This window comes from Amycolatopsis sp. cmx-11-12, from assembly GCF_046269425.1.
Taxonomy (GTDB): domain Bacteria; phylum Actinomycetota; class Actinomycetes; order Mycobacteriales; family Pseudonocardiaceae; genus Amycolatopsis.
In genome coordinates, this window is sequence record NZ_JADNQM010000027.1 from 20,836 (window position 1) to 35,543 (window position 14,708).

A 14,708-nucleotide genomic window follows, 5' to 3' on the forward strand; every position below is an offset into this window, starting at 1 on the left:
CGATGATCAATCGACCAATTCGACACAGCTAGTGTCCTTTATGGACAGCCAAGGGAAGGATTCCCGCGGGGTTGCACTTCACGCGATCTTCACGGAGTCACTCATCTAGGCCAGCAGTCCGGCCAGCGTGGCCGGGTCCATGTTGCCGCCGGAGACGACGGAAACGGTCTTGCCCTCGGGCAGTTCGCCGCGGTGGAACAGGTACGCGGCGGTCGCGGTGGCGCCGCTCGGTTCGGCGATCAGGCGGGCGCGGTGCGCCAGCGTCCGGACGGTCTCCCGGATCTCCTCCTCGGAAACCGTGATGACGTCGTCCAGTACCGACTGGAGGTGGGCGAAGGTCAGGTCCGACGGCTGGGCGCGCAGGCCGTCGGCGATGGTCCGCGCCCGCAGGTCCATCGGCCATTCGATCCGCCTGCCCGCGCGCAGCCCTTCGGCGGTGTCCGCCGCGAGTTCGGGCTCGACGCCGATGACCTTCGCGTCGGGGAGCAGTGCCTTGATCGCCGTGCCGACGCCCGAGGCGAGCCCGCCGCCGCTGAGCGGGACGAGTACGACGCCGGCGTCCGGCAGGTCTTCGGCGATCTCCAGGCCGACGGTGCCCTGTCCGGCGATGACGTCGCGGTGGTCGAACGGCGGGATCATGGAGAGGTCCCGTTCGTCGGCGACGGCGAACGCGGAGGACTGCTGGCGGTCGATCGGGACCTCGATGACTTCGGCGCCGAGCGCTTTGGTCGCTTCGACCTTGGCGCGCGGTGCGACGTCCGGAACGATGATCACCGCGGGAATTCCGAACCGTTTCGCCGCGTAGGCGACCGCTTGCGCGTGGTTGCCACTGGAAAACGCGACAACGCCGCGAGCGCGCTGATCTTCGTCCAGTGCGGCGATCGCATTGTACGCGCCGCGAACCTTGAAAGCGCCGATCGGTTGCAAGCTCTCCGGCTTGAGCCACAACGGGGCCCACGACTGTTCCAGCAACGGCGTGCGTACGGCGGCGCCTTTGATCCGGCTCGCCGCGTCGCGGATTTCCTCGATTGAGACCAGTTCCATACGCCCGATTATGTCAAGGAATCGTGAAACCTGGACAGTCCTTTTTGGACAGACGGCGTGGCGCTCCTCACGTGTGGACAACGAAGGGAGCATCCCGTGCGCCTTATTCGTTAGGACCGAGTGAGGATCGACTAGCTTGCAGAACGGGATCATGACCAAGGAGACTTCCGAGAAGGACACCGAAAAGACGGAAAAGCAGGGGAGGATCGTCCAGGTGACGGCGGCCGCGATGGCCGCGATCACCGCGGCGCTGCTGGGTTCCACGCTCGGCGTCGCGGGAACGGTGGCCGGCGCGGGGCTGGCGAGTGTCATCACGACGCTCGGCGGCGAGCTGTACCTGCGTTCGCTGCAACGCACGAAGGACGCGGCACTGAAGGCGCGCGTCGTGCTGACGGTGCCGGGACGGCGCCGGGTGCTCGACCCGTCGGAGCAAGAGACTGTCCGGCTCACCCCGGCGGAGGATGAAGAGTCCTCCGAGCGGAAGTTCAAGCCGCGCTGGGCGGTGATCGCCGGGGTCAGCGTGGTGGCGTTCGTGGTGGCGCTCGTCGCGATCACCGGCTTCGAGGGCGCGACCGGCAAGACCTTCGGCGGCGGGAACGGGACGACCATAGGGAAGATCATCGGCGGCGGGCAGGCCCAGGAGCGGCAGGACAAGCAAGACGCTCCGCCGGCGACGTCCCCTTCGGAGACCGAGGACAACCAGCCCGAGAAGACGCCTTCGAGCACGCCGACCCCGTCGACGACGCCGACGGCTCCCACGACCACCCAGGCCCCTCCGACGACGCCCTCGACGACTCCGTCGACCTCTCAGGCGCCCCCGACGACCCCTTCGGCCCCCGCCTCCGGCACCCCCGCGCCCTGACCCCTCCGGTCAGGCGAGGGAGGCGCGGAGGGTGCGGGCGGCCGCTTCGGGGTCTTCGGCCTCGGTGATCGCCCGGACGACGACGATCCGCGACGCCCCCGCGTCCAGCACCTCGGGCAGCCGTCCGGCGTCGATCCCGCCGATCGCGAACCACGGCCGCGACGTCCCGAAAGCCGCGGTGGAACGCACCAGGTCGAGCCCTGGGGCGGACCGGCCCGGCTTCGTCGGCGTCGGCCAGCATGGGCCGGTGCAGAAGTAGTCCACGCCGGGCTCCTCGGCGGCGGCCTTGGCCTGTTCGGCCGAATGGGTCGACCGGCCGATCACCACGTCGTCGCCGAGAACGCGACGCGCCAGCGGCACCGGGATGTCGTCCTGGCCCAGGTGCAGCACGTGCGCGCCGACGGCGAGCGCGACGTCCGCGCGGTCGTTCACCGCCAGCAGTTTGCCGTGCTTTTCGCACGCTTCCGCGAGCACTTCCAGCGCCGTTATCTCGTGTTTCGCCTCGATCGGGGCACCGCCGGTCTTGTCCCTCAGCTGGATGATGTCGACGCCGCCCGCCAGCGCCGCGTCGGCGAATTCGGCGAGGTCGCCGCGGCCGGACCGGGCGTCGGTGCAGAGGTACAGGCGGGCATCCGCGAGCCGGGCGCGGATCTGTTGACCAGACAGGGTGGGCATGGCGGCGACGGTACCCGCGCGCTACGGTGGGGTGGTCCGCACGGGAGCCCGAGGACGGGCTGAGAGGGAGCCGACACCGCTCCGACCGTGGAACCTGATCCGGGTCATGCCGGCGCAGGGAGCGTGCGTTCATGAAGGAACTTTCGGTAGTCGGCGGCGGGGTCATCGGTCTGTCGGTCGCTTGGCGTGCGGCCGTGCGCGGCCATCGCGTCACCGTGTTCGACCCCGATCCGGGGCGTGGCGCGTCGTGGCTCGCGGGCGGCATGCTCGCGCCGGTCACCGAGGCCTGGCCCGGCGAGGAGGATGTCCTCACCCTCGGCGAGGCGTCGCTGCGGCGCTGGCCGGATTTCGCCCGTGACCTGGCCGAAGAGGGCGTCGACCCGGGTCTTTCACCGCACGGCACGCTCGTCGTCGCGCTGGACAGCGCCGACGCGGGCAACCTCGAAATGCTCGCCGCGTACCTCGCCGAACTCGGCCGCGAGGTCGAGCAGCTGACCGGCCGCGAGGCCCGTCGCGCCGAGCCCGGTCTCGCCGGATCCGTCCGAAGTGGACTGCTCGTACCCGGGGATCTGGCCGTGGACAACAGAAGGCTGCTCCACGCGCTCAAACACGCCTGCGGCAGGCACGGAGTCGAGTTCCGCCACGAGACCGTCACCGGCCTCGAAGGACTCGGTCACGTCGTCCTCGCCGCGGGCGCTTGGACCGGACGCCTGCACCCCGCGCTCGCCGACGCCGTCCGCCCGCTGAAGGGCGAAATCCTCCGGTTGAGGCCGCGCCGGGGTTGCCTGCCGCCGCCGCGCCGGACCGTCCGCGCGATGGTCGAGGGCCGCCCGATCTACCTTGTCCCGCGCGAAGACGGCGAGGTCGTACTCGGCGCGACCCAGTACGAGGCCGGTTTCGAGGAGACCGTCACCGCGCGCGGGGTCCGCGAGCTGCTCGAAGGCGCGGAGCGCGTCCTCCCGGGCATCGCCGAATACGAACTCGTCGAGACCGCAGCCGGGCTTCGCGCGGCGAGTGTCGACACGATGCCCTTCATCGGCGAGCTCGGCGAAGGAGTCTTCGCCGCGACGGGCCACCATCGCAACGGCCTCCTGATGGCCCCGCTCACCGCGGACGCCGCGGTCGCGTGGCTGGACGGCGGGCCGTTGCCGGACGAGGTCGCGGCGGCCACGCCGTCGCGGCGAAGCGAGGAGCGGGTGTGATGGAGATCCAGGTCAACGGCCAGTGGCGCGAGTTCCCCGACGGGACCACCGTCGAGGGCGTGCTCGAGGCGCTGGGCACGGCGACGAAAGGGGTCGCGGTCGCGGTGGACGGCGTGGTCGTCCGGCGCGGCGAATGGCCGGAAGCGGTGGTGCGCAAGGGCGCCAGCGTCGACATCCTCACCGCTGTGCAAGGAGGCTGAAATGGACGGCGACCACCTCGTCATCGGCGAGCACAAACTCACGTCTCGACTGATCATCGGCACCGGCGGCGCGGCGAACCTCGCCGTGGTGGAACGCGCGCTGGTGGCGTCCGGCACGGAACTGACCACCGTCGCGATGCGCAAGGCCGACGCCGAAGGCGGCTCCGGCGTCCTCGAGCTGCTTCGGCGGCTCGGCATCCGCCTGCTGCCCAACACCGCCGGCTGCCGGACGGCCGCGGAAGCCGTCCTCACCGCCCGGCTCGCCCGCGAAGCACTCGAAACCGACCTCATCAAGCTGGAGGTCCACGCCGACGACCGCACGCTGCTGCCGGACCCCTTCGAGACCCTCGAAGCGGCCGAACAGCTCACCGCGGACGGCTTCACCGTCCTGGCGTACACCAACGACGACCCGGTGCTGGCGCTGCGGCTGGAGGAGGCGGGCTGCGCGGCCGTGATGCCGCTCGGCGCGCCCATCGGCACCGGCCTCGGCATCCGGAACCCGCACAACATCGAGCTGATCGTGTCGCGCGCGGGTGTCCCGGTGATCCTCGACGCCGGTATCGGCACCGCCTCGGACGCGACGCTGGCGATGGAGCTCGGCTGCGACGCCGTGCTGCTCTCCACCGCCGTGACCAGGGCCGCGGATCCGGAACGGATGGCGTCGGCGATGCGCGCGGCCGTCACCGCCGGACGGCTGGCCGCGGGGGCGGGACGGATCCCGCAGCGGTTCTGGGCGCACGCCTCCAGTCCGCCCCGATAACCCTTTTGTACGGTTCACGGACTTGACAGCGAGTACGCACCGGAAGCCCGTATGGTTGACGGCACTCTCCGGCGGCGCACCGCCGCCGTGTACCCAGAGGAGCCAGTGGTGACCACGTCAGCGGTCCAGGATGTTTCGGGCAGATTGTTCCTGGCGGTGGGCCGGTTGTCCCGGTCACTGCGCCAGGCGGGGGTGCCCGGACCAGGCCACGGTGCGATTTCCGCGCTCGCGACGCTCGTGAACTACGGTCAGCTTCGTCTGGGTGATCTCGCGGCGAAGGAAGGCGTCGCCGCGGCGACCATGTCGAGGATCGTCGCTTCGCTGGTCGAAGCCGGCTACGTCAGCCGTGAGTCGGACCCGATCGACAGGCGGGCCTGGCTCGCGGAGGCGACCGAAGAGGGCGAAAGGCTGGTTTCCGGCGTCCGTTCGACGCGCGTGCACGAGCTGGGCATGCGCCTCGAACGGCTGACTCCTGAGCATCAGGCGGCGCTCGCGGCGGCTCTTCCGGCGCTTGAAGCGCTTATCGCGGACGAGAAGTTCTAGTGTGGTGATTCGTTAGTTCGCGGCTTAAGTTCGTGCCTCAGATTCCGGTGTTGTGTCCCGCTGTTCGGCGTACCGTGCGCCCAGCCGCCCAGCACGTGTCGCGAAAGCCACTTTCGCGACACCTGACGTCCCGAAAGTGGCTTTCGCGACACATCAGGTCCGGCGTCGTTGGCGAAAACGGGTCCTGACGGGACTGCGAGCGGCGGCGGCAGGTCGGGCGAGTGGGCCATGAGTGGTAAATAATCCCACCAACCTCACGAGCAGGTGGGGTTCATCCAGCGATCGGTGACCGGATTCCTGCACCAATTTACGGCGCGAATTTCTGACGCACGACACTAGCAGTCAGGCGCAGTAACCGGCCGTGTGCTCACTGCTCCGGCGCAAGCCGCCAAAACGCCGAAACCGGACCGACCTTCGCGCCCATGGGGTAGGCGTTTTCGACCGCGTGTGAGACGAACCACTTGCCGTAGCGCGCGGCCTCCACGACGGACATGCCCTTCGCGAGGCCGGCCGTCAACGCCGACGCCATCGTGTCCCCGGCGCCGTGCGTGTGCTGGGTCGCGAACCGCTCGCCGGGCAGTTCGACGAACGTGGAGCCATCGAAGAGCACGTCGACGCACTCGGGATCCGAAACGAGGTGACCGCTCTTCACGAGCACGTACTTCGGGCCCAGCCGGTGCAGGACGACCGCAGCCTGATGCATTTGTTCGCGGGTGGTCACGGTCATCCCGGTCAGCAGCCGGACCTCGTCGAGGTTCGGCGTGAGGACGGTCGCGCGGGGCAGGAGCTCGTCCCGCAGCGCCACCAGGCCGTCCTCGTCGAACAGGGGATGTCCGTGCATCGACGCGGCGACCGGGTCGACCACGAACGGCACTTTCCGGTCGCGCCCGATTTCCGCCTTGTCGCAGGCCGCGGCGACGGCGTGGATGATCTCGGCCGAGGCGAGCATGCCGGTCTTGGCCGCGTTGACGCCCATGTCGGCGGCGACGGCCTCGATCTGCCCGGCGACGATGTGCGCCGGGATGTCGGTGCGGTCGTGCACACCGAGGGTGTTCTGGACGGTCACCGCGGTCACCGCGACCAGGCCATGCACTCCGCAGGTGAGGAACGTGCGCAGGTCAGCCTGCAGACCGGCGGCGCCGCCGGAGTCGGAGCCTGCGATGGTCAGCGCCGACGGCGGGCTCGGATTCTCGCTCATGGGTCCATTTTCCACGCGCGATCTCAGAGGGTCAGGACGAGCTTCCCGGTTGTCCTGCCACCTTCGCCGACTTCGTGCGCCTTCGCGACGTCTTCGAGCGGGAAGGTCTGGTCGACGTGGATGCGCAATTCGCCCTTCTCGATCAGTTCGGTCAGCGCCAGCAGGCCGAGCTGGTCGGGTTCGGCGAGCATCCCCGACGTCCGTACGCCCAGCTTTTCGGCCTTCGCGGTGACGGCTTCGCTCACGCCGCCGGGAACCGCGATGAGCAGGCCGCCCGGCTTCACCGCGTCCAGCCAGCGCAGGTCGCTCTGCTCGCCGACCAGCCCGAAGACGACGTCCACCTCGGACGCGGTCGCGTTGTCGTCGCGGTAGTCGATCGGTTCGTCGACACCGAGTTCGCGGAGGAAGCCGTGCTTCCCGGCGCTCGCCGTACCGAGGACGTACGCGCCGCGCGCCTTCGCCACCTGGACGGCGAGATGCCCCACCCCGCCCGCGGCCGCGTCGATCAGCACGCGCTGTCCTGGCTGGATGTCGGCGATGTCCACGAGACCCTGCCACGCGGTGAGCCCGGCGAGCGGCAGTCCGGCTGCCTCCTCGTGGGTGAGGTTCGCGGGTTTGCGCACGAACTGGCGGGCGGGGGCCGTCACGTATTCGCCGTAGCCACCGGCCTGCCGGGGGAACCACGGGAAGCCGAGGACCTCGTCGCCGACCGCGAACCGCGTCGTCCCGACGCCGAGTTCCTCCACCACCCCGGAGACGTCCCAGCCGAGGACGAACGGCGGCTCGCCCATGAAGACGCCGTACGCGCGGGTCTTCCAGTCGACCGGATTGATGCCCGCGGCGCGCACCCGCACGAGCACCTCGGTCGGGCCGGGCGCCGGACGGTCGGTCTCGGTCACCTCCAGTACTTCAGGGCCACCAAGCCGCTGCTGGGTCACGATGCGCATCGAAAGCTCCTTACTCGTTCTTGTGACTCCATCCTCGGCGCCTTGGTCACTTCTCGCTAGAAGGCACTTACGGGTAAACTAGGTACCTGATGGATACCACCTGTGAAGTGCCGGAATCGCCGTGGGACATCTACCTGCGGAACTGTCCGTGCCGAGACGTCCTCGATCTGCTCGCCAACAAGTGGACCGCGCTGGTGCTCGGCGCGCTCTCGCGGCGGCCGCACCGGTTCGGTGAACTGCGCCGCGCGGTCGGCGGGATCAGTCAGAAGATGCTGACCCAGAACCTGCGCGCCCTCGAACGCGACGGCTTGGTCACTCGGACGGTGTACCCGACCACGCCGCCGACCGTCGAGTACGCGCTGACCGAACGTGGTTCGAGCGCGGGCACGTTGCTCATGGCGGTCAGCGAATGGTCGGTCGGCAACTTCGACGGGATCCTGGAATCCCGCAAGGCCTACGACTCGCGCGTGCTGGAGCCCGTCGGCTGAAGTCCGTCCGGCGGGCACCCGGACTTCATCGGGAAGTCGATTCGGCGCACTAACTTGGCGAACAATTGGTTCGAACAAGTTACCCGGAGGCTTTTGTGCGTAGAACGCTTTCCCTCCTGTCGGCCGTGGTGGCCGTCGCCGGTCTAACCGCCGGCGTCGCGGCGGCCGAGGCCAAGGCGCCGAAGGTGCTGGTCATCGGCCTCGACGGCGCCCGGTTCGACAAGCTGATGGCCGCCGACACCCCCAACGTCCACGCTTTGGTCCAGCGTGGGTACGCCTCGCGGAGTTCCTTGTACGGGAGCGGGATGGCGCCGACGGTCAGCGGTCCTGGCTGGTCCACGATCCTCACCGGCGTCTGGCCGGACAAGCACAAGGTGAAGGACAATTCCTTCACCGGCAACGACCTCGCCTCGCACCCGAGCTGGCTCGCCCGCGCTGAAACCGCGAACCCGGCTCTCGACACCTACGCGGCTGTCGACTGGACGCCGATCAGCGACAAGATCCTGCGCACCGGGCAGGACCGCAAGTTCGTCCAGAACGGCGACAGCGCCGGCTACGAGAAGACGGACGAGCAGGTCGCCGTCGACGCGGAGAAGCACCTCAAGCAGGACAAGGCCGACGCGTCGTTCGTCTACTTCGGACAGACCGACATCGCGGGCCACGACCACGGTGCGGATTCCCCGCAGTACGAAGCCTCCCTGCGCACCGACGACGCGCTGATCGGCCGCTTGCTGGCCGCCGTCGACGCACGGTCGAACCGTGCAAACGAGGACTGGCTGATCATGATCTCCGCCGACCACGGCCACACGCCTTCGGGCGGCCACGGCGGCGACACGCCTGAGGAACGGATGACGTTCGTGATCGCCGCGGGCGGCGCGGTCCCGGCCGGAACACCCGCTGTGGCACCGAAGATCGTCGACATCGCGCCCACGGTGTTGCGGCACCTCGGCGTCGCGGCTCCGGCGGTCTACGACGGCTACCCTCTCGGCGCCGCGCCTTCGGACGTCTTCGACACGGCTGTTTTGAAGCCTCGCCAGGACGAAACCGGTGTCCCGGCGGGAGTTCTCGGCTGGACGCACGACGCGCCGGGCGGCTGGACCGTGCGGAACGCGTCCGGAATGCCCGCCGGGGTCGCGGAATGGCAGGGCTGGTCCTTCACCAACGACGACTTCTGGACCCGGACGGCGCCCGGCCAGCAGCGCGAGGCGAACGCCCGGGCGCGCGGTGTCTTCGCGGTCGCCGACCCGGACGAGTGGGACGACAAGGGTTCGCCTTCTTCGCGTGGAACCTTCGACTCTTCGCTGGTCTCGCCGGGGCTCGATGTCAGCGGTAAGTCCACTGTGGACGTCTCGTTCGTCTCGCACTACCGGCAGGACGGGACGCAGCGGGGCGCGCTGACGGCGTCGTTCGACGGCGGCCCCGAGCAGAGCGTGCTGGCCTACGGCCCGGAATCGGGTACGGCGAACAAGGGCGGCGATGTGCTTTCGGTGCCGACGTCGGCTTCGGTCAAGGTGCCCGCCGGTGCTCGTTCGGTGAAGCTGACCTGGCGGCTCTACGCGGCGGGCAACAACTGGTACTGGGCCGTGGACGCTCCCAGGGTCACGACTCGGTAACGCGTGCAATGAAGGGGCCTTTCATAGCAAAATTTGCTATGAAAGGCCCCTTCATTGCACGCTTCAGGCCTCGCTCAGCCGCCAGAAGGGTGAAACCGGGCCGACGCCCGCCCCCAGCGGATACGACTCCGCCACACAACGCTCGATAAAGCGTTTCCCTTCACTGACCGCGGTAGGCACGTCGGAACCCTTCGCCAGCGAAGACGTGATCGCGGAAGCCATCGTGTCCCCGCCGCCGTGCGTGTTCCGCGTGTCGAACCGCGGCCCGCTCAGCTCGATCCACGTTTCGCCGTCGGACAGCAGGTCCACGCAGTCCTGGGCCGCGTCGAGGTGCCCGCCCTTCACCAGCACCCACTCGGAACCGAACTCCAGCAACGCTTCCGCCGCTTCCCTCTGGGTCGCCGGACCGGTCACGGCGACGCCGGTCAGCAGCCGCACCTCGTCGAGGTTCGGGGTGATCAGCGTGGCGCGCGGGAAGAGTTCGGTGCGGATCGCCTCCAGCGCCTCCTCGCGCAGCAGTGCGTGCCCGGTCATCGAAGCGGCGACGGGGTCCACGACGAACGGCGTCGAAGTATTCCGTCCGATGTGGACCTCGTCGAGCGTCTTGGCGACGGCGTTGATGATCTCGGCCGTCGCGAGCATTCCCGTTTTCGCGGCGTCGACGCCCATGTCGGTCGCGACGGCCTTGATCTGGCCGGTGACGACGTCGACGGGGATCTCACTGAAGCCCTGCACGCCCAGCGAGTTCTGCACGGTGACCGCGGTGAGCGCGACCATCCCGTGCACACCGTTGGCGAAAAAGGTCCGCAGGTCAGCCTGGATGCCCGCACCACCACCGGAATCGGAGCCGGCGATGGTGAGGGCGGTCCTGGGGGTTTCCGTCACTGATTGACCACCGGCAGGTAGACCTTGTTGCCCTGCTCGGCGAATTCGGTCGACTTCTCGGACATGCCCGCTTCGATCGCTTCCACAGTGGACAGTCCGTGTTCCTCGGCGTACTTGCGGACGTCCTGCGTGATGCGCATCGAGCAGAACTTCGGCCCGCACATCGAGCAGAAGTGCGCCGTCTTCGCCGGTTCCGCGGGCAGCGTCTCGTCGTGGAACGAACGCGCGGTGTCCGGGTCCAGCGACAGGTTGAATTGGTCGTTCCAGCGGAATTCGAAGCGGGCCTTGGAAAGCTCGTCGTCCCACTCCTGCGCGTACTGGTGCCCCTTGGCGAGGTCGGCGGCGTGCGCGGCGATCTTGTAGGTGATGACGCCGGTCTTGACGTCGTCGCGGTTCGGCAGGCCGAGGTGCTCCTTCGGCGTGACGTAGCAGAGCATCGCCGTGCCGTACCAGCCGATCTGCGCCGCGCCGATGGCCGAGGTGATGTGGTCGTAACCCGGCGCGATGTCGGTCGTGAGCGGGCCGAGGGTGTAGAACGGCGCCTCGCCGGTCAGCTCCTCCTCGAGTTCGACGTTCTCCTTGATCTTGTGCATCGGCACGTGGCCGGGGCCCTCGATCATCACCTGGACGTCGTGTTCGCGGGCGATGTGCGTGAGCTCGCCCAGCGTCTCCAGTTCGGCGAACTGCGCGCGGTCGTTCGCGTCGGCGATCGAGCCGGGACGCAGTCCGTCACCGAGGGAGAAGGTGACGTCGTACTCGCGCAGGATCTCGCAGAGTTCGGCGAAATTGGTGTACAGGAAAGATTCCTTGTGGTGCGCGAGGCACCAGGCGGCCATGATCGAGCCGCCGCGCGAGACGATGCCGGTGACCCGGCGTGCGGTCAGCGGGATGTAGCGCAGCAGCACGCCGGCGTGCACGGTGACGTAGTCGACACCCTGTTCGCACTGCTCGATGATGGTGTCGCGGTAGATCTCCCACGACAGTTTTTCCGGTTCACCGTCGACCTTTTCCAGCGCCTGGTAGATCGGCACGGTGCCGACCGGGACCGGCGAGTTGCGGACGATCCACTCACGGGTTTCGTGGATCCGCTTGCCGGTGGAGAGATCCATGATGGTGTCGGAACCCCAGCGGGTGGCCCACACCATCTTGTCGACTTCCTCCTCCACGGAGGACCAGACGGCCGAGTTGCCCATGTTGGCGTTGATCTTCACCAGGAAGTTCTTGCCGATGATCATCGGCTCGCTCTCCGGGTGCTTGCGGTTGGCGGGGATCACCGCGCGGCCGCGCGCGACCTCGTCCCGCACGAATTCCGGGGTGCACCGCTCGCGTACCGCGATGTACTCCATTTCGCGGGTGATGACGCCCTGTTTTGCCCAGCCGAGCTGGGTGTTGTGCTCGCGGCCGTCCGCCCAGCCCGCGCGCAGCCGATGAAGTCCACTGTGGACATCGATCTGCACGTCGTCGTCGGTGTACGGACCAGAGGTGTCGTAAACATCGAAATGCTCGCCATTGGAAAGGTCGATCCGCCGGGCGGGCACCCGGAGACCGGATTCCGTCTGGTTGTAGACCTTGCGGGAACCGGTGATGGGCCCGGTGGTCACGGTCGGCGTGACGTTCTGGGTACCCTTTTCAAAGGCACTGTCAAGCGTCGTCAACGACGTTCACTCCCTACGCCGGCATTACCCGGTCAGGTTCATGCGGTCGGCGGCACCGGGTCTTCTAGAAAGACACCAGCCGCCCTCTCAGCCCGCCATGGCGCGAGCTCCCGCGGTTGTTTGGTTGTGCCCCGACCATGCCACGCGGAGGCTCCCGCAATCAACCCTCCGGGGGATCGGTCACTCCGAAGCCGCAAGTAGAGGACTAGTTGCGGTCGATGCGCGGGCAACTGCCGCAACTAGTCCTCTACTTGCGTGATCGACAAGTCGACAGCGTTAGCGGTTCACCGGTTTGGAGCATGTGCTCGCACGGGATTCACGACAGAATTCTGGGGTTCTGCACCGTTACAGAAGTCTGGGGTGGTTATGCGGAAATTCATGCTCCCGGCACTGGCAGGCGTGCTGATCGCCGGCCTGGTCCCGGCGGTGGCGACGGCACAGGGAGGTGAGGCGCCCGGAGCCCCCGGCGCCCATCCGAGCTGGCTCCCGGCGGACAAGACCGGCTTCGGCACCGCCCGCGACCGGGCGAGCAACGTCTGGTTCACCTTGCAGGGTGGTCGCCTCTCCGAGGTCTACTACCCGGACCTGTCGACGCCGAGCGTCCGCTCCCTCGACCTGGTCGTCACCGACGGGAAGAGTTTCGCCGCCGTCGATTCCTCGGCCAAGTCGCAGCAGGTGCGCCGCATCGGCGGCCTCACCTACGAGCAGACCATCACCGACGATCAGCGCCGCTGGAAACTCCGCAAGACCTACGTCACCGACCCGGCGCGCGCGAGTGTGCTGATCGACGTCGACTTCGTCTCGCTGACCGGCCGCCCGTATCAGGTGTACGCGGTCGCGGACCCCGATCTCACCAACGAGGGATCCGACGACTCCGCACGCTCCGATGGGGTGAACACGGTGGCGTCCGACGCGAAGACCGCGGCCGCGCTGACCGCCGAACCGGCGTTCTCGCGCACTTCCGTGGGTTACGCGGGTTCCTCCGACGGCATCACCCAGCTGACGAAGTCGTTCACACTCAAGGATTACGCGAGCGCGGCCAAGGGCAACGTGCTGCTGACCGGGCAGACGTCCGCCGATGGTGTCCGCTCGCGGGACTTCACGCTTTCGCTCGGCATGGGCGCGAAGGACTCCGAGGCGCTCGCCAACGCGAAGGCCTCACAACGACGAGGATTCGCCGACGCCGCCCGTGCGTACGACCGCGGCTGGAAGCAGTACCTCCGTCAGGTGAAGGACGTGCCGTCGTCCCTCAAGACCAAGCAGGAACGGGACCTCTACCAGGCGTCCGTGCTCATGCTCGCGGCGAGTGAGGACAAGATCCACCAGGGGGCGCTCATCGCGTCGCCGAGCATGCCTTGGCGCTTCGGCAACAACGATCCGGAATGGTCGCCGTCAGGCACCTACCACCTGGTCTGGCCGCGCGACCTCTACCAGATCGCGACCGGCCTGCTCGCCGCCGGTGACCGCGACGCCGCCAACCGGTCGGTCGACTACATGTTCGGCACGCAGCAGCTGCCGGACGGGCATCTGCCGCAGAACAGTCACGTCGACGGCACGCCGTACTGGAAGTCCATCCAGCTCGACGAGACCGCGCTGCCGATCGTGCTCGCGCAGCAACTCGGCCGCACCGACGCCAAAACCTGGCAGGGCGTGCGCAAGGCGGCGGAATTCCTGTTGTCCTACAAGGCGGACAACGGTCACGCGTCGCCGTACAGTCAGCAGGAGCGCTGGGAAGAACAGGACGGCTACTCGCCTTCGACGATCGCCGCGGTGATCGCCGGACTGGTCTGCGCGGCGGATCTCGCCAAGGCGAACGGCGCCGCCGCCGACGCGAAGCGCTATCTCGGCACCGCCGACGCGTTCAAGGCGAAACTCGCCCGGTGGACGGTGACCACGAACGGTCCGCTGTCGAAGGATCCGTACTTCGTCCGGCTGACCAAGGACGGCGACGCGAACAGCGGCACGAAGTACAACCTGGGCAATTCGAGCGTGACCATGGACCAGCGTGCCGTGACCGACGCCGGATTCCTCGAACTGGTGAGGCTGGGCATCTACCGGGCCGACGATCCGGTGATCCGGAATAGCGTCAAGGTCACCGACGCCGACATCGCGTTCACCACTCCGACGGGTCAGTTCTGGCACCGCTACACGAAGGACGGCTACGGCGAGAAGGCCGACGGCTCACCGTGGGACTACACGTTCCCGGCCGAGAGCCGGACCACTTTCGGGCGACTCTGGCCGCTGCTCGCGGGGGAACGCGGCGAGTACGACCTCGCCGCGGGGGACCGGGGTACGGCCGCGAAGCGACTTCGCGATCTGGGTCGCGTCAGCAGCTCCGGCGACACCATGCCGGAGCAGGTCTGGGACGAGAACGCGCCTTCGGGTCAAACGGGCTTCCCGGCGGGTACGCCAACGGCCTCCGCGACGCCGCTGGCCTGGACGCACGCCCAGTACCTCCGGCTCGCCTGGTCGGTGGAGGCCGGGAAGGTGATCGAGCAGCCGCGGGTGGTGCGGTGCCACTTCCTGGAGTGCTGAGTCCCGCGCTCGGTACCGGCGCCGCTTGAAGTACATGAAGGCCCCCTTCCTTGCGCTAGGCGCAAGGAAGGGGGCCTTCATGTACTTGGGAAGGTGTGAAG

14 protein-coding genes and 2 riboswitches are annotated in these 14,708 nt (G+C 68.3%); of the genes, 8 read left to right on the top strand and 6 right to left on the bottom strand.

What is annotated here, in order from left to right; all coding sequences use genetic code 11:
- Positions 1 to 105: 105 nt before the first annotated feature.
- Positions 106 to 1,044 carry a threonine/serine dehydratase gene (locus ACLARN_RS30385; RefSeq protein WP_409494905.1) on the bottom strand — a complete coding sequence of 313 codons (939 nt, stop codon included), beginning with the start codon at positions 1,042 to 1,044 and terminating at the stop codon, positions 106 to 108.
- A 151-nt stretch (positions 1,045 to 1,195) separates the two neighbouring features.
- On the opposite strand from ACLARN_RS30385, the gene ACLARN_RS30390 reads away from it, so the two are divergent.
- Entirely contained in the window at positions 1,196 to 1,906 is a 711-nt protein-coding gene (locus ACLARN_RS30390) for a hypothetical protein (protein ID WP_409494906.1), read from the top strand.
- Positions 1,907 to 1,915: 9 nt separating this feature from the next.
- Here ACLARN_RS30390 and thiE read toward each other — a convergent pair whose 3' ends face one another.
- Entirely contained in the window at positions 1,916 to 2,581 is a 666-nt protein-coding gene (gene thiE, locus ACLARN_RS30395; protein WP_409494907.1) for a thiamine phosphate synthase, read from the bottom strand.
- A 30-nt stretch (positions 2,582 to 2,611) separates the two neighbouring features.
- Positions 2,612 to 2,719, top strand: a riboswitch (TPP riboswitch).
- Between thiE and thiO the strand changes: the two genes are divergently transcribed.
- From thiO to ACLARN_RS30415, 4 genes are all read left to right on the top strand, one after another.
- Positions 2,713 to 3,783 carry a glycine oxidase ThiO gene (gene thiO, locus ACLARN_RS30400; RefSeq protein WP_409494908.1) on the top strand — a complete coding sequence of 357 codons (1,071 nt, stop codon included), beginning with the start codon at positions 2,713 to 2,715 and terminating at the stop codon, positions 3,781 to 3,783. (Overlaps the previous riboswitch by 7 nt.)
- Positions 3,783 to 3,983, top strand: a complete 201-nt coding sequence (gene thiS, locus ACLARN_RS30405; protein ID WP_005160548.1) for a sulfur carrier protein ThiS — start codon at positions 3,783 to 3,785, stop codon at positions 3,981 to 3,983. The genes thiO and thiS overlap by 1 nt, the downstream gene beginning before the upstream one ends.
- A 1-nt stretch (position 3,984) precedes the next feature.
- The gene (locus tag ACLARN_RS30410; RefSeq protein WP_409494909.1) at positions 3,985 to 4,743 is read left to right on the top strand and encodes a thiazole synthase; all 759 of its coding nucleotides are present in this window, start codon (positions 3,985 to 3,987) and stop codon (positions 4,741 to 4,743) included.
- Between the two features lie 108 nt (positions 4,744 to 4,851).
- Positions 4,852 to 5,286: a MarR family winged helix-turn-helix transcriptional regulator gene (locus tag ACLARN_RS30415; protein WP_409494910.1), complete on the top strand. Its 435-nt coding sequence runs from the start codon at positions 4,852 to 4,854 to the stop codon at positions 5,284 to 5,286.
- A 367-nt stretch (positions 5,287 to 5,653) separates the two neighbouring features.
- Here ACLARN_RS30415 and thiD (ACLARN_RS30420) read toward each other — a convergent pair whose 3' ends face one another.
- Positions 5,654 to 6,484, bottom strand: a complete 831-nt coding sequence (gene thiD, locus ACLARN_RS30420; RefSeq protein WP_409494911.1) for a bifunctional hydroxymethylpyrimidine kinase/phosphomethylpyrimidine kinase — start codon at positions 6,482 to 6,484, stop codon at positions 5,654 to 5,656.
- Positions 6,485 to 6,507: 23 nt separating this feature from the next.
- Positions 6,508 to 7,431, bottom strand: coding sequence for an NADP-dependent oxidoreductase (locus tag ACLARN_RS30425; protein ID WP_409494912.1), 924 nt, complete (start codon positions 7,429 to 7,431; stop codon positions 6,508 to 6,510).
- Between the two features lie 89 nt (positions 7,432 to 7,520).
- Between ACLARN_RS30425 and ACLARN_RS30430 the strand changes: the two genes are divergently transcribed.
- Positions 7,521 to 7,919, top strand: a complete 399-nt coding sequence (locus ACLARN_RS30430) for a winged helix-turn-helix transcriptional regulator (RefSeq protein WP_409494913.1) — start codon at positions 7,521 to 7,523, stop codon at positions 7,917 to 7,919.
- A 95-nt stretch (positions 7,920 to 8,014) separates the two neighbouring features.
- Positions 8,015 to 9,532 (top strand): alkaline phosphatase family protein, encoded by a 1,518-nt coding sequence (locus tag ACLARN_RS30435; protein ID WP_409494914.1) that lies wholly within the window; start codon positions 8,015 to 8,017, stop codon positions 9,530 to 9,532.
- Between the two features lie 63 nt (positions 9,533 to 9,595).
- Here ACLARN_RS30435 and thiD (ACLARN_RS30440) read toward each other — a convergent pair whose 3' ends face one another.
- Positions 9,596 to 10,417, bottom strand: coding sequence for a bifunctional hydroxymethylpyrimidine kinase/phosphomethylpyrimidine kinase (gene thiD, locus ACLARN_RS30440; RefSeq protein WP_409494915.1), 822 nt, complete (start codon positions 10,415 to 10,417; stop codon positions 9,596 to 9,598).
- Positions 10,414 to 12,018 carry a phosphomethylpyrimidine synthase ThiC gene (gene thiC, locus ACLARN_RS30445; RefSeq protein WP_409494916.1) on the bottom strand — a complete coding sequence of 535 codons (1,605 nt, stop codon included), beginning with the start codon at positions 12,016 to 12,018 and terminating at the stop codon, positions 10,414 to 10,416. The genes thiD (ACLARN_RS30440) and thiC overlap by 4 nt, the downstream gene beginning before the upstream one ends.
- Positions 12,019 to 12,065: 47 nt before the next feature.
- A riboswitch (TPP riboswitch) is annotated at positions 12,066 to 12,196 on the bottom strand.
- A 242-nt stretch (positions 12,197 to 12,438) separates the two neighbouring features.
- On the opposite strand from thiC, the gene ACLARN_RS30450 reads away from it, so the two are divergent.
- Entirely contained in the window at positions 12,439 to 14,607 is a 2,169-nt protein-coding gene (locus tag ACLARN_RS30450; protein ID WP_409494917.1) for a glycoside hydrolase family 15 protein, read from the top strand.
- Positions 14,608 to 14,708 lie beyond the last annotated feature (101 nt).